The organism is Streptomyces sp. NBC_00435, assembly GCF_036014235.1.
GTDB lineage: Bacteria > Actinomycetota > Actinomycetes > Streptomycetales > Streptomycetaceae > Streptomyces.
This window is the reverse complement of the sequence record NZ_CP107924.1, coordinates 2,573,136-2,585,597: the sequence shown is the minus strand read 5'-3', so window position 1 is coordinate 2,585,597 and position 12,462 is coordinate 2,573,136. Positions and strand designations below refer to the sequence as shown.

Annotated in this window: 16 protein-coding genes; 3 read left to right on the top strand and 13 right to left on the bottom strand. The window is 69.1% G+C overall.

Features of this window, described 5'->3' with window-relative positions; genetic code table 11:
- Positions 1 to 27 precede the first annotated feature (27 nt).
- From OG389_RS11850 to OG389_RS11840, 3 genes are all read right to left on the bottom strand, one after another.
- Complete coding sequence (locus OG389_RS11850) at positions 28 to 1,383, bottom strand: FtsK/SpoIIIE domain-containing protein (protein WP_328298442.1); 1,356 nt, start codon at positions 1,381 to 1,383, stop codon at positions 28 to 30.
- A gap of 2 nt (positions 1,384 to 1,385) precedes the next feature.
- On the bottom strand, positions 1,386 to 1,742 hold the full coding sequence (locus OG389_RS11845; protein ID WP_328298441.1) for an SCO3933 family regulatory protein: 357 nt from the start codon (positions 1,740 to 1,742) through the stop codon (positions 1,386 to 1,388).
- Between the two features lie 139 nt (positions 1,743 to 1,881).
- A complete protein-coding gene (locus OG389_RS11840; RefSeq protein ID WP_328298440.1) occupies positions 1,882 to 2,664 on the bottom strand; it encodes a GntR family transcriptional regulator in 783 nt (260 codons plus the stop codon).
- 18 nt (positions 2,665 to 2,682) lie between these two features.
- Here OG389_RS11840 and OG389_RS11835 point away from each other — a divergent pair, with 18 nt between their 5' ends.
- Entirely contained in the window at positions 2,683 to 3,150 is a 468-nt protein-coding gene (locus tag OG389_RS11835; RefSeq protein ID WP_328298439.1) for an NUDIX hydrolase, read from the top strand.
- 8 nt (positions 3,151 to 3,158) lie between these two features.
- On the opposite strand, the gene OG389_RS11830 is transcribed toward OG389_RS11835, so the two are convergent.
- The 4 genes from OG389_RS11830 to OG389_RS11815 form a co-directional block, all read right to left on the bottom strand.
- Positions 3,159 to 4,013, bottom strand: a complete 855-nt coding sequence (locus OG389_RS11830; RefSeq protein ID WP_328298438.1) for a nuclease-related domain-containing protein — start codon at positions 4,011 to 4,013, stop codon at positions 3,159 to 3,161.
- A 566-nt stretch (positions 4,014 to 4,579) separates the two neighbouring features.
- Positions 4,580 to 5,662, bottom strand: coding sequence for a hypothetical protein (locus OG389_RS11825; RefSeq protein ID WP_328298437.1), 1,083 nt, complete (start codon positions 5,660 to 5,662; stop codon positions 4,580 to 4,582).
- A gap of 163 nt (positions 5,663 to 5,825) precedes the next feature.
- On the bottom strand, positions 5,826 to 6,185 hold the full coding sequence (locus tag OG389_RS11820) for a hypothetical protein (protein WP_328298436.1): 360 nt from the start codon (positions 6,183 to 6,185) through the stop codon (positions 5,826 to 5,828).
- Positions 6,186 to 6,854: 669 nt separating this feature from the next.
- The gene (locus OG389_RS11815; protein WP_328298435.1) at positions 6,855 to 7,367 is read right to left on the bottom strand and encodes a PadR family transcriptional regulator; all 513 of its coding nucleotides are present in this window, start codon (positions 7,365 to 7,367) and stop codon (positions 6,855 to 6,857) included.
- A 433-nt stretch (positions 7,368 to 7,800) separates the two neighbouring features.
- Here OG389_RS11815 and OG389_RS11810 point away from each other — a divergent pair, with 433 nt between their 5' ends.
- On the top strand, positions 7,801 to 8,016 hold the full coding sequence (locus tag OG389_RS11810) for a hypothetical protein (protein WP_328298434.1): 216 nt from the start codon (positions 7,801 to 7,803) through the stop codon (positions 8,014 to 8,016).
- Positions 8,017 to 8,031: 15 nt separating this feature from the next.
- Here OG389_RS11810 and OG389_RS11805 read toward each other — a convergent pair whose 3' ends face one another.
- The 3 genes from OG389_RS11805 to OG389_RS11795 all read right to left on the bottom strand — a co-directional run bounded on the left by OG389_RS11805 (position 8,032) and on the right by OG389_RS11795 (position 9,446).
- The gene (locus OG389_RS11805; protein WP_328298433.1) at positions 8,032 to 8,508 is read right to left on the bottom strand and encodes a hypothetical protein; all 477 of its coding nucleotides are present in this window, start codon (positions 8,506 to 8,508) and stop codon (positions 8,032 to 8,034) included.
- Complete coding sequence (locus OG389_RS11800; RefSeq protein ID WP_328298432.1) at positions 8,496 to 8,942, bottom strand: RNA polymerase sigma factor; 447 nt, start codon at positions 8,940 to 8,942, stop codon at positions 8,496 to 8,498. The genes OG389_RS11805 and OG389_RS11800 overlap by 13 nt, the downstream gene beginning before the upstream one ends.
- A 105-nt stretch (positions 8,943 to 9,047) precedes the next feature.
- Entirely contained in the window at positions 9,048 to 9,446 is a 399-nt protein-coding gene (locus OG389_RS11795) for a hypothetical protein (protein WP_328298431.1), read from the bottom strand.
- Between the two features lie 103 nt (positions 9,447 to 9,549).
- Here OG389_RS11795 and OG389_RS11790 point away from each other — a divergent pair, with 103 nt between their 5' ends.
- Positions 9,550 to 9,774 (top strand): DUF2277 domain-containing protein, encoded by a 225-nt coding sequence (locus tag OG389_RS11790; RefSeq protein WP_328298430.1) that lies wholly within the window; start codon positions 9,550 to 9,552, stop codon positions 9,772 to 9,774.
- A gap of 61 nt (positions 9,775 to 9,835) precedes the next feature.
- Here OG389_RS11790 and OG389_RS11785 read toward each other — a convergent pair whose 3' ends face one another.
- The 3 genes from OG389_RS11785 to OG389_RS11775 all read right to left on the bottom strand — a co-directional run bounded on the left by OG389_RS11785 (position 9,836) and on the right by OG389_RS11775 (position 12,305).
- The gene (locus OG389_RS11785; RefSeq protein WP_328298429.1) at positions 9,836 to 10,741 is read right to left on the bottom strand and encodes a universal stress protein; all 906 of its coding nucleotides are present in this window, start codon (positions 10,739 to 10,741) and stop codon (positions 9,836 to 9,838) included.
- Between the two features lie 142 nt (positions 10,742 to 10,883).
- Positions 10,884 to 11,399 (bottom strand): hypothetical protein, encoded by a 516-nt coding sequence (locus tag OG389_RS11780; protein WP_328298428.1) that lies wholly within the window; start codon positions 11,397 to 11,399, stop codon positions 10,884 to 10,886.
- A gap of 282 nt (positions 11,400 to 11,681) precedes the next feature.
- Positions 11,682 to 12,305, bottom strand: a complete 624-nt coding sequence (locus tag OG389_RS11775) for a DedA family protein (protein WP_328298427.1) — start codon at positions 12,303 to 12,305, stop codon at positions 11,682 to 11,684.
- Between the last annotated feature and the right edge of the window lie 157 nt (positions 12,306 to 12,462).

The following is a 12,462-nucleotide window of genomic DNA, read 5'->3' as shown; positions in this document are numbered from 1 at the left end:
ACGCCGACCGGTGGAGCAGGGGAGGGATCAGACGCTCGCCGCGGTGGGCTTCGGCAGGACCTTGCCGGTCAGCACGGGGGCGGGGAGCACGGGCCGGAAGGGCGCAAGTTCGCCGATGTCCGGTGTGCGGTGGGCGTTCGCGTTGCAGACGTTCACGGCCTGCCGGAGCGTGGTGTGCGGGGTACGGATTCGGACCCAGCCGCCGGAGGAGTCGCCGACCACAGCCGTGCCGGGGCGGGCGGTGGGGATTTGGACGGCGGCGAGGACGGCGTCCGGGGAGATGTCCCCGAAGGCCATGTTGGCCGACGTCTCGTCGTTGACGCGGTGGGCGGAGCGGCCGGTGAGCTGGGCTCGGAGCATGGTGATCCCCTTGCCGAGTTCGGAGCCGAAGCGCTGGCCGCAGATCTCCAGGTAGACGCCGGCGGCCCGGCCGAGCTGGGCGAGGCGCACCAGGTCGGTGATGATCTGATCCCGCCGCTTCTCCTCCTCCTTGGTGACCCAGAGGGCGAGTTCAGCGACCTCATCGACCAGGAGTACGACAGGGACGGGGCGAAGGTTCTTGGGTAGATCCCAGATGTTGGCGGTGATCTCGGCATCCGGGGTGTCGGCGCTGATCCGCTGTTCGCGCCGGATGATCTCGTAGACGCGGGCCATGTAGCGGACGAGTTCAGCCAGCAGATCGGCGGCGGTTTCAGGGTTGTCGGCGAGCGCGGTGAAGCGGCGTGCCAGCGGGGCAAGTTCCACGCCGTTCTTGCAGTCGATGCCGACGAGGGCAACGTGCTGAGTAGCCAGGCCGGCCACCAGGGTGCGCATGTAGACGGACTTCCCGGACTGCGTGGCCCCCACGTTCAGGGCATGGGGTACCTGTAGGTAGTCACGGCGGAAAACCTCGCCGTCCTCCCGCAGCGCCACCGGGACGCTCATTGGCCTGTCATCGCGCAGGGCGGGCATCTGCACCCGCTTGAGGACGTCGTACCCGGTCATCCGCAGCTCGATCACCGAGGACTTGACCTCCCGCGCGGTCACGTTGTGCAGAGCGAAGGAGTGGCGCAGCCGGTCCGTGGCGGCAGTGACGTCGTAGGCATCCTGGCCGGGCCGGAGCTTGAGCCGCAGGACCAGCCCGGTCCGCGTCGGCCGCATCCGAAGGATTCGCGGGGCCCGGGACTCCGGGACGGGACGGTCGGACCACCGGGCGAGGGCCAGGCGCCACCGGGAGGGCGGGACGGTGAGCCCGCAGGCTTCCATCACTGACCGGTAGCGGACAAGGACTCGCAGGGCGGCGAAGGTGACCCCGAAGGTCAACCAGTACCAGGCCGGTCGCAGCCACCGCAGTACGAGCGCGATGGCGACGAGGGCCAGCAGCGTGACCGTTAAGGCGTTCATGGTCAGGCAGCCTTCGGCTTCGAGGCATCGGCGACCAGCGAGGTCACCGCGACGGCGCGGAAGCTGATGCCGTGCCGCTTCTGGCCGTTGAATTCGTTCTCCCACGGCCGGGCCACCAGACCGGTCAGCGCCACCGGGGTACCCATGACCAGCTCACCCGAGATGCCGGGTGCCGGCACGGACACCGAAAGGACCTCGGCCTCTCCGTAGGCGGCGAACAGAACGTCCACGGTCATCATCTGGGCACCGGTCTCGGCATCGGTCGCGATCTCACCGGTCCGGCGGTCCTTGATCTTCACGGCCGGGGGCTGGGCGACCATCACCATGGCGGCCGAGGTGTCGACGGGAATCTGACGCACAGCAGATCACTCCTCTATAGAGGCCTGACTCCGTCACTCATGTATAGGAGTGACATGAAGGAGAGTGCCTGACTCCTATACATGAGTCAACCCGCTACGAAGAGAAACTCGCAGCGGGCTGTGGGGAGTTGAGCGAGCGTCAGTCGCGCGCGGGGATCCGGTACTCGAAGACGAACTGGTCAGCGGCCATGAGGGTGTCGCAGACCTCGACCACACGTCCTTCGTCCGTAACGGCGTCGCGGAGCAGATGCACCACCGGAGCGCCGGGCGTCAGCGACAGCTCGGTCGCCTCAGCCTTGGCCGCCGGGCGGGCCTGGAGCGTCTCGACGTACTCGGCGAAGACGTGGCCGTGGTCCTCCAGCCGCGCGTAGATGCCGCCGGGGCCGGGGTTCTCGGAGAAGAGCTCCGGGATGTCCTTTACGACGTCCCACGGCAGGTATGAGGTAGCCGTCTCCACGGGCGTCCCGTTGCGGAAGTACAGCCGCCGGCGGGCCAGCACCTGGGTCCCCGAGGTGACGCCGAGCCGCGTCGCGATCTCTTCCGGCGCCTCCATGGGGCCGATGAACAGCACGCTCACCTTGGCCTCGGCTCCGGACTGGGCGGACTCGGCGAGGTAAGCAGCCCTGCCTTCCTGCCTGTGTGTGCGCCGGAACCGGTCCGAGGACCGGTGACGTACTGGTGGCCGAGCCTTCACAATCGAGCCCTTGCCGTGCCGGGTCTCCACGAGCCCGCTCGCCCGGACCTCCACCATGGCCTTGCGGATCGTCCCGCCCGCGACGCCGTAGCGCTCCACGAGCTCCGACTCACTCGGCACCATGTCGCCGGCGCTCAGCACCCCGGCCCGGATCTGCTGAACGATGTCTTCGGCGATCTGCACGTACCGAGGCACGGCGGCCCTGCCACCTCCTGCTGCGGTTCCCATAGTCCTTCTCTTCCTCCTATGCTCCTGTACATGAGTACGGGTTCCCCGCAGGCCAAGTCAACGCCACTGCACTCCGTGTCCGTAGCCGGGGCAGTGCTGCGCGAGGACGGCCGGCTCCTGGCGATCCGTCGCGCGGACAACGGGAATTGGGAACTGCCGGGCGGAGTCCTCGAACTCGCCGAGTCCCCGGAGGCCGGCGTACGCCGCGAGGTCCTGGAGGAGACGGGCATCGAGGTCGAGGTGGATGAGCTGACCGGCGTCTACAAGAACACGGATCGGGGCATCGTGGCTCTGGTCTTCCGCTGCAAGCCGTCCGGCGGCACCGAGCGCACGTCGGAGGAATCGACCGCGGTCGCGTGGCTCACCCCGGAAGAGGTGGCCGAGCAGATGTCCGAGGTCTTCGCGATCCGCCTCCTGGATGCTCTGGACGACGCAGGCCCTCACGTCCGCAGCCACGACGGTAGACAGCTAATCTCGGCGCCGTGACCGACCTGTCACGCGTCGGCCCATGATCGACGATCCCTGGCGACGTCATAGATGTGCTCGACCTGAGCTGGTGCGAGCACACCGGCCAGGGGACCCAGGGCAGACACCTCACGCTCCCGAAAGACTCGGAGGCCGAGCTGTGTGGGGACCACATCAAGCTTGAGCACGTCGACAAACACCAGGACCGGTTGCACGGGCACGTCGAAGTCGCAGTACCTCGCCAAGACCTTGCGCGCGCGTTCGGCTTCCGCCCGACTCTTCACCGCATAAGGGTGGGCCTTGCCGCCATCGACCTTCGCCATGTCGTCCCCCACCCAGACCCGCTTCTGGGGGTGCCGCTTGGTGTTGATCGTGAAAACCCCGCCGGGCCCAATCAGCAAGTGATCGATGTCCACTTGGCGCGGCAACGGAATCGAGTGCAGCACACGCCATCCCTGGCGTTCCAGCCGCTCAAGTTCCCGCCCCACCCGGCGTTCGCCGACCAGCCCCGTACGCCAGGAGTCTTCATCCGTCTGACGTCGAAGCGCCCACGCAATCACGCGCTCCCACATCCCAGGACCTGACGTGGCGAGGCGGTGCCGCAGCTCCTCACCGGGCCGATTCTTCGCGAGGTCGTTCTCTGGCGTGAGTAGAGGCGACCGAAGACGGATGCCATCACCGGGCAACGCGGCCGGAACCGGAGAGGGAGCCGGAGGAGCAGGTCGGCCCAACACAGCGCGAGCAGCATCCTGGTACTCGGTACGTAAGACCCTGATCTCGCCAGTCTTGCGGTCCATCCAGGCGACCACCGTCCCGTCAGGCAGGTTCACATAGAGACGATCATGTCCGTACCGCTGCCACGTGGTCACCTTCAACTCGTCCACTAGCCCCCCATCCCCCACAGCAATGTCAGGGTCATGGGAGCAGCGGACCAGCCAGGCCACAAGGGCGCCCCTGCGGTAAGAGTTTCCCTACTTCATCAAGGGCGCTTCCGCCGCCAAGGCGGCGTCGCGCGCCCGTCGCCCCGGGCCTGCGCTCCTGTCTGCGCCCCGCTCCAGCCCGGGGCGCCGGCCGCGCGCCAATGGCTAAGGACTTGATGGGCTGGACGAGCCCGGCCTGATCGGTAAGCCGCCCGTCAAGGCGATGCCTCCGGCGGGGGCGCTCTGACTCTGGGATGCGGGGGCCAGTCGTGCGACCGCAGCTCCGTTGTGGTTCGGGGTGGGGGCTGTCATCCCGCCTGCCGTCGTCCCAGGGCAAGCCGTAGCAGACCAGCCGCCAGGGGCCCAGGTCGTTCGTCCAGCGGGGCGCTCCACCTGGGCCCCTGACGACTGCCCCGCTACCACTGCGTGTGGGACGACGGCAGACGGGATGACAGCAGGTGTCAGGTTGGCTAACGCCGGTTACCTCCAAGCCCGCTCGCCCGTGAATCCCGCAGTCTAAAATCGCCCATCTAAAGCAATGTCGTGTCCTCGCCAACGCTACGACTTCCTTCGCTCCAAAAATCGAGAAGTGAGGCCCGTCCGTCCGCCGCGAAGAGGGGATATTGCGCGAAATGAAGGTGGCTCGCCTTGATTGTGGGAGACTCGTAAGATGCTCGAATTGTCATTCCATGCAGTTCGACAACTAGAGTGTTAACTTCGAGATCCATGCATTCCGACAGGGAGACATGCTCGGGGTCGGGGAAGTTATCTCGGAATATTTTGTTGTACGTGGGCTGGAAGTATCTGATAAGCCCGGCCTCGGCTAGGGCTACGCCCTCGTGGCCGTTGAATTGCTCATTCTGGATCACCTTCTGGTATACGCGAACCGCGTGGGCTTTGTCTTCCTCTTCGCTGACCGAGCCGTGATCGGTTGGATGCATTGTGGACATGGTGGCCACATCGGTGATCGCGCAAAGGGAGAGCCAGATTTCACGGTCCGGCCGCTGCTCTGAGTAGATTCGCTGCAGAGTATCGTGCTTGCGTAGGCGATCAAACGCCTGCTTCTCGCCCTCTTTTCCGAATGCTTGCCCGACGTAGAGGACCTCATGTGTGCGCCATGAAGGATCGAGGTCGAGTTGCATCAAGAGGGCGTAGACGCTCCCCGAAACTACGACTTCGCCGCTCTTCTCGTCAATTATGGAGAAGTCTTCGAATGGGTAGTTCGAGGTCCATTTTATCTGGCCTGATCCTGCGTTGTATGTGTAATCCATCTGAAAATCAAGGCACGTGAAATTGCCTTCATGTTGGCGCCTCGCTACTACAGAGATTACCCCATCCTCGATTTTTACATCCTGAGGCAGAATCGACATTCGGGGCGCTTGGGTCACGATATAAATATGGCAGGCGGGGTCGCGAGGGATATCTGCCCTCTCCAGGTCGCGCTGCCGACCAAGGACCATCGGCGACACAACAAGACTGAGGCCAATCTCGATCCCGAACTTCCTCAATGTCCCCCCAGGTGTAGCGGCTGTCCAAGAGCCTACTTCCTGGCACTGACAGTCACTCGACATCGAGCGAAGTGCAGGTGAGGGCGGCGCCGGTTCGAATGCCACGCTGGACGCCCTCCTGGGGGCCGTCTCGGGCGGCAGGAGGGCGCTCAGCGGTGGCCAATTCTGACGACCACTGACAGCTCAGCCCCGGGGTGGCGGGTTGTTCAGCGACTCGACCGCAGGTGAGTAGGGCTGGTCGTCAATTTTGGCTGATCCGGCAGGGCAACTAGGCAGCTTGAGGGGTGGCCGGCGGGAGGAGCGGTTCGTGGTGGTGCCAGGCGAGATAGCGATCGTCACGCAGCTCTGCCGAGCCCCACTCGACCCGCATGACACCCTGCTCGACCGAGCAGGCGTACGCCACGATGACTAGCCGAAGCTCTGGTGGGAGGAGGGCAACGTCCGGATGCACGTGCTGATCGTCGAGCTCGTCCAGGCCGAGGTCGAGTTTCAGCTGCATCGGCTCCGGGCCGTGGCGGCGGATTAGGTCAGCCCGGAGACCGTAGGCCTTGGCGAGCCGCGCGGCGGTGACCGGGACGTCTCTCTTGGCGTAGAGAATCGGCAGGATGGCGTGGATGCCGACGACCATCACTGTCCTACCCTGTAGGCGTCGGGAGGATGCTCCGTCGAGTGGCGCCAGGCCAGCGGCAAGCGTCTCGTACTGCGCGGCGTGTAGACCGTGACCGTAGGCTTCTTTGGTCTGTGTGCGTACTTGCTCATGGGCGTGGCGAGCCCTGGCGTGTGCTTCCACGAGGCAGGCCGGGATTATCTTGGCCAGCTGGCATGCCGTGGCTCCGAAAGTCTCCTCGGCCCAAGGCGTCACTGAAGTCACTCTGAGTAGCCCTCCCCTTGCGTTGTGAGAAACGCGAGCTCATCCTGACCACGGTGCGGGCCCTGGGCGGGACGTGCAAGAGGGCGTCAAGTGGGCGCGGGTGTACAGGCCATCTGAGTGCGATGGCTGACATCCACGGCTGACATCAACGACGGGGGATGTCTGCAGCATCGGATGGTCTCTGGATGGCATCAAAGCCGCGGCAAGGCCGGGCGGGCCCAGCTTCCGGGCGAGCTTACAAAGCAGATGTCGGCGGTTCGAAACCGTCCGCGCCCACCAGCGAGAAGACCCCCTGCCGATCATGGCGGGGGGTCTTTGTGCGTTTGGTTCTGGCGTGCCTGGAACTGTCTTGTGGTGTCCGGGGCTTGGGGGGATCCTGGGGAGGCTTCCGTGGGCGCCGTGACTGCCTGTTGGCGGGGGCGGTTGTTATTTGATCTGGTCGGCTGCCCACTTGGCCCATTCGCGGCGCATGGCGTTGAAGCGCAGGCCGTACTCCAGGGCGATCTTGCCGTGGACCGACAGGGGGTCCTCGCCCCAGTCGATGGACTCGTCCAGCCGGTGCAGGCTCTCGTACTCCTGCTCGGACAGGTCCACCAGCTCGGTGAGGTAGCCGCGCGCCTGCTCAGGGGTGAGCACGCCGAGGAAGAAGACTCGTAGCAGGACATCGCTGCGGGTGTTGCGCTGCGGCTTGGTCGCTGTCAGCCAGTGGCGCAGTTCGGCCAGGCCCTCGGGGGTGAGGGTGTACTCCTTGCGGCCGCGCGGGCCTTCCGCCGAGACGCTGATCATCCCGGCGTCGGCGAGCTTGGACAGCTCTCCGTACATCTGGCTCTGGGTCGCCGGCCAGACGGTGGCCAGGGAGGTTTCGAAGCGCTTGAGCAGGTCGTATCCACTGGCCGGGCGCTCTGTGAGGAGACCGAGGAGGGCGTGTCGAAGGCTCATGCCGGCATCTTACCTTCCACTCTTGACAGGTCGATAGTGGAGCTTCTACTTTTGACATGTCAGAGTAGGAATGTTGGCCGATCGGGGAGTCTTCGAATGTCGTACGTACGCACCTTCCTTCCGTGGATCGTCTTCGCGGTGCTTCCGTCCAGCCAGTGGCAGTGGGCCGCGCTCGCCGGTCTCCTGGTGGCGGTGGCGGTGACCGTTCAGCAGCGACTGGCCGGGGTCGGCTTAGACGCGCTGATCATCGAGATCGGCTCGGCGGTCTTCTTCGCGGCGCTGACGGCCGTCGCCTTCGCCGACCCGGACTCGCCCGTGCACGACTACTCGGCAGCCCTCTCCTCGGCCACCCTGGCCCTCATCGCCGGCGTCTCGCTCCTCGTGCGCCAGCCCTTCACCCTGGGCATCGCCAAGCGCACCACCCCCCCGCGAGGTGTGGGGCCTGAAGCCGTTCATCCGGATCAACTCCGTCATCACCGCCGTGTGGACCGCGGCCTTCGCGGTCACGGCCTGCGTGCTCGCCGCCCTCGCCCACGCCGGCAACGGCCACTCGACGACCGCCACCCTCGTCCAGGCCGCGGGGTTCGTCATCCCGATGGTGTTCACGGTCCGTTACGTCGCCGCCGCGCGGGCCCGCGCCGACCGATAGGGCCGGCCGGGCGCGTCAGGGGGTCAGCTGGTCGGTGAGGCGCTTGAGCGCCTTGGCGCCCAGTGGGTCCAGGAGCGGCTGCAGGGCGCGGTCGATCAGGCGGAGCCCGGGGACTCGCAGGGCGCCGAAGAAGGCGAACCGGGTGCCGTCGCCCTCCGGTACGGCGGCCATGCCGCCGAGTGCGAACCGGCTCTGCATGAGGCACCAGCCCGGCCGCAGCACGATGTCGAAGCGCGCCCGCATGCCCAGGGGGCTGCGGGCCCGTGCTTCGAGGCGGTCCCCGGTGGCCGAGGTCACGGTGAAGGCGCTGATGTCGGTGATCAGTCTGGGCAGTTGGTTCTCCAGGTCGGAGGCGAGCCCCCACACCTGGTCGAAGGGTGCGTCGAGCAGGTGCTCCGCGAAGCCGGCGCCGAGAGTGGTGCTGGCGATCACCCGCAGCCTGCGGACGGCGTCGATCTCGGCGACCGGCCAGGACTCGTTCAACGTTCCCACGCCTTCCGGAAGTTGCGGCGGGCCCGGAAGAGCCGGGTCCGTACGGTGGGTTCGGGTACGCCGAGGAGCGCGCTGACGGAATGTTCGTCCAGCCCCTCCAGATCGCGCAGGACCAGCACGGCACGGTGCGCGGGGGTGAGTCGTTCCAGTACGTCACGGACGTCGGTGGCGAGCTGCGGGTCGTCCCGCGCGGGGACCTCGCCGAGCGGGTCCGGTACGGTCCGGGCCCCCGCGCGGGCGATCCGGACCGCCTCCCGTACGGCGATCACCCGCGCCCAGCCGAACAGTGCCGCGGGCTCCCGCAGTTGGCCGATGGAACGGAAGATCACGATCAGCGCCTCCTGGGTGGCGTCCGGCCCGTCCTGGAGCGCGATCGGGCCGCACAGCCGTCCGACGTAGGGGGCGAGGAGGTCCAGGAGCTCCTGGGTCGCCATCCGGTCACCGCGCTGGGCCGCGCGTACGAGTACGGGCAGGTCCGGCGAGTGTGTGGGGGAGGGCGATGGGGTGGGGGGGAGTCGTCGTCGTGGTTCGGGGGATCGTCACCGTTGGCCGAGCCGGGGGAGGGAGGGGGGCGTCGTCGCCAGGCGGGTGTTCTTCTCCGATGGGTCCGGCAGGTGCGCGGTGAGCGTCGAGGGCTGCACCGGAGCGGCCGCCGCGTACGTGCCCGCGAGCTGCTGGAGGATGGCGAAGCTCACCGTACGGCCCGTGGTGACCGGCTTGTCGAAGACCCCGCCGCCCGCGATCCGGGCGGCGCGCGGGGGGTTCGCCGGGTCGGCGGCGCGGTCCGGTGAGCGGCGGAGCCCGTAGAGACCGGCGGGGCTCCGCTCGGTCGTGGTGGTTGGGGTGGTCGTGGTGGCGGGCACCGTCGCGGCGAGGGGCAGGGCGGGCGCGACCGCGCGGCACGGGCGGGTGACCGGGCGTGCCCATGGGGTTCTCATTGCTTCCTCCTTGACGGTGTCTCGAGAAGGAAGAGGCCGCGGACCGCCCAGACATTCCCTATGACCTGTGTCACAAGGGGCGGGGGAGCGGGATAGTGGGGGTATGTGCCGATCCATTAAGACGCTGCGCCCGCCCTCGATCCCGGAGAAGGCCACCGAGGAGGAGATCAGGGCCGCGGCCCTGCAGTACGTACGCAAGGTGTCCGGGTTCAGGGCACCGGCCGCCCACAACCAGGAGGTCTTTGCGGCCGCCGTCGACGCGGTCGCGGAGGCGACCCGGGACCTCCTGGACGGGCTCCAGGTCAGGGGGGCGGCCGTGGCGGGGTAGGAGCCGGCTCTGGTGGGCGGCGGGCGGCCCCTACGGGGGCTGGTGGGGCGTGTTCTGCTGGTCAGGCGGCTGCCGGGACGGCGTCCTCCTCCAGGGGGACCACCGCGACCGGGCAGCCGGTGTGGAGCAGCACCGCGTTGGTGACGGACCCCAGGCGCGGGGAGAACGGGCGCTTGCGGTGGCGGCCGACGACGATCAGGTCAGCGGCCCGGGAGGCCGCGACCAGGTGGCCGGCCGCGTCGCCCGGCGCCGACACCTGCTCGACCGCCACCTCCGGGAACCGTTCGGCGTGCGGGCGCAGGTGCGCCGCCGCCAGCGCGGCGACCTCGTGGGCGGAGGCCGTCTCCTCGTGGGCGGCCGTCGAGCCGATCGCACCCGCGACGGTGAAGGTGCGGCCGGGCCAGGCGTGCGCGACGACGACGTCGAGACGGGCCCCGCGCCGGGCCGCCTCGCGGAAGGCGAACCAGGTGGTGCTGTCGTCGGGGGACGCGCTGTTCAGACCGAGTACGACCTTCCCGTGCGGGTCGCGCACGGGCGGATCGGCGCGCGGGACGACCACCACGGGGCAGGCGGCGCGGCCGGCGCAGGCGATGCCGTTCGAGCCGAGGAGGAGGCTGGCGAAGCCACCGCGGCCGCGCGAGCCGAGGACCATCAGCTGGGCGCCCTCGCCGAGGGCGGGCAGCACCGTGTCGGGGGCGCCGGGGTGGGAGGCGTACTCGATCGGGGGGAGCCCGGCGCGGCCCTCGAGGGACTCGCGGACCCGGATGAGTACGGGGTCGTCGTCCTGGCCCGGCTCCTCGAAGGCGCCGGAAAGGGCCGAGCCGATGGAGTTCATGTAGAGGCGGGCGTGCGCGATGCGCAGCGGGGCCCCGACCATCAGGGCCTGGGAGATGGCCCATTCCAGGGCCCGGTTGCCGTTCGCGGAGCCGTCGACGGCGGCGATCACGGGGCGCGGGCTCTGGTCCATGGCGGGCTCCTTGTGGGGGCAGCGGTGCGTGGACTCAGCCTTGCGGGACCCGGATCCGGGCGGGAGTGGGGAAAGTCCCGAGTGCGGCGGGACCATCGGCCACTCCCGTGACGTCCGGCGTTCGTGGAACCCCCCGTCGGTGTCAGGAGGCGTGGCCCGTGCGGCGGCGCAGGAACCACACGCCGGCGCCGAGCGCGCTCGCTACGAGGGCGCCGCCGATGGCGATCTCGCCCGGGCTCATGGAGCTGACGCTGCCGCCGAGCCCACCGCGGGCGGCGCCCGGGGTGATGTTCAGTGCGACGGTGACCCGCTCGCCTCCGGGGCCGCCGCACTCGAAGGTGACGGGGTGCGAGCCGGCGCTGATGTTCGTGGAGGTGGTGGCGGCGCCGAAGAGGTTGGTGGCCTCGGCGTTGCCCGGGGTCAGCCACACCTCGCCGAAGGCGCGGGAGCTGGCCTTGCCGGTCCGTGTGCCGCAGCCGGTGACATTGAGGCTGACCCGGCCGCCGGGGGCGACGCTGGTGGGGGAGACGCTGCCGGAGGGACCGGCGTGGGCGAGGGTCGCGGGAGCGGCGGCGGCGATGACGACGGCCGCGCCGGTGACGGCCAGGAAGCGGTGGAGGGGGCGGTACCGGCGGGGGCGGTGCGGGGTGGGGGACATGGAGAGGACTCCTCGGGCTCCGGGAACGGCGCGGCGCGGATTCGAGTACGCACCGTTCTCTGGACGCTAGGAGCCCGGCGCGACCGCGGCGATCGCTGCCGGGTGAACGGGTGAGCCACTGCTCCGCCCGGGGGAGGCTCGGGCGCGGGAGGAGGGGGAGCGGGAGGAGGGGAGCGGGTGGCCGTGAATCGGGCACCGGGAGGGGGCGAGGTGTCGCGGAGGAGCTCCGGGCGGAGGGGCCCGGGGGCGGGGCGGGGCGGGCGGGGAGGTGTGAGGGTGGGGTCAGGCTGCCGGGGCGGGGGTGGGGCGGCGGACTACCAGGGCTGCCAGGGCGCCGGCGGCGAACAGGGCGATCACGGAGACGGCGGTGCCGAGCCAGGTGGTGCCGAGCCACTGGGTGCCGAAGTAGCCGAGGGCGATGCTGTACCCGGCCCAGGCGATGGCGGCCAGGACCGACCAGGGCAGGAACTCCTTGACCTTGCGCTGGGTCTTGCCCGCGCCGAGGGAGACCACCGAGCGGCCGGCCGGGGCGAAGCGGGCGATCACCACGAGGGCGCCGCCGCCGCGCGCGAGGGCGGTGCCCAGGCGCTCGTGGGCGCGGGTGAGCCGGCGCGAGCGGGCGATGGCCCGGTCGAGCCGGGCGCCGCCGCGCCGGGCCAGCCGGTACGCGGCCATGTCTCCCAGCACCGAGGCGGTGACGGCCGTCACCAGCAGCGCCAGGATGTCCGGGACCCGCGCCTCTACGGGCACCGGTCCCGCCGCTCCGGCGGCCGCCGCGGCCGCTGCCGCGGTGATCACCAGCACCCCGCTCGGCAGTACCGGCAGGAAGACGTCGAGCAGGATGGACAGCGCCACGAGGGCGTAGATCCATGGGCTCGAAGTCAGCGAGCCCAGAGTCTCAAACAAAGCGGGACTCCCCAGTCCGGTTGACGTGCCTCGGCGTGAAGCGCCGCGACGTCGCGGGGAGCGGCAGGGGCGGCTGGCAGCCCAACAGAGTATGCCGGGTGTCCAAGGACCGGACGCCCGGGGGGCGGTCGGACCCGGCGTGTGGTCCCTGTTCGCG

Bases quoted from the DNA above. Each gene is read 5' to 3' on its own strand.
- OG389_RS11815 (WP_328298435.1), bottom strand. From the start codon at position 7,367: ATGAGCCTTCGACACGCCCTCCTCGGTCTCCTCACAGAGCGCCCGGCC.
- OG389_RS11835 (WP_328298439.1), top strand. From the start codon at position 2,683: ATGCTCCTGTACATGAGTACGGGTTCCCCGCAGGCCAAGTCAACGCCA.
- OG389_RS11795 (WP_328298431.1), bottom strand. From the start codon at position 9,446: ATGAGAACCCCATGGGCACGCCCGGTCACCCGCCCGTGCCGCGCGGTC.
- OG389_RS11785 (WP_328298429.1), bottom strand. From the start codon at position 10,741: ATGGACCAGAGCCCGCGCCCCGTGATCGCCGCCGTCGACGGCTCCGCG.
- OG389_RS11840 (WP_328298440.1), bottom strand. From the start codon at position 2,664: ATGGGAACCGCAGCAGGAGGTGGCAGGGCCGCCGTGCCTCGGTACGTG.
- OG389_RS11780 (WP_328298428.1), bottom strand. From the start codon at position 11,399: ATGTCCCCCACCCCGCACCGCCCCCGCCGGTACCGCCCCCTCCACCGC.
- OG389_RS11850 (WP_328298442.1), bottom strand. From the start codon at position 1,383: ATGAACGCCTTAACGGTCACGCTGCTGGCCCTCGTCGCCATCGCGCTC.
- OG389_RS11800 (WP_328298432.1), bottom strand. From the start codon at position 8,942: ATGGCGACCCAGGAGCTCCTGGACCTCCTCGCCCCCTACGTCGGACGG.
- OG389_RS11790 (WP_328298430.1), top strand. From the start codon at position 9,550: ATGTGCCGATCCATTAAGACGCTGCGCCCGCCCTCGATCCCGGAGAAG.
- OG389_RS11820 (WP_328298436.1), bottom strand. From the start codon at position 6,185: ATGGTCGTCGGCATCCACGCCATCCTGCCGATTCTCTACGCCAAGAGA.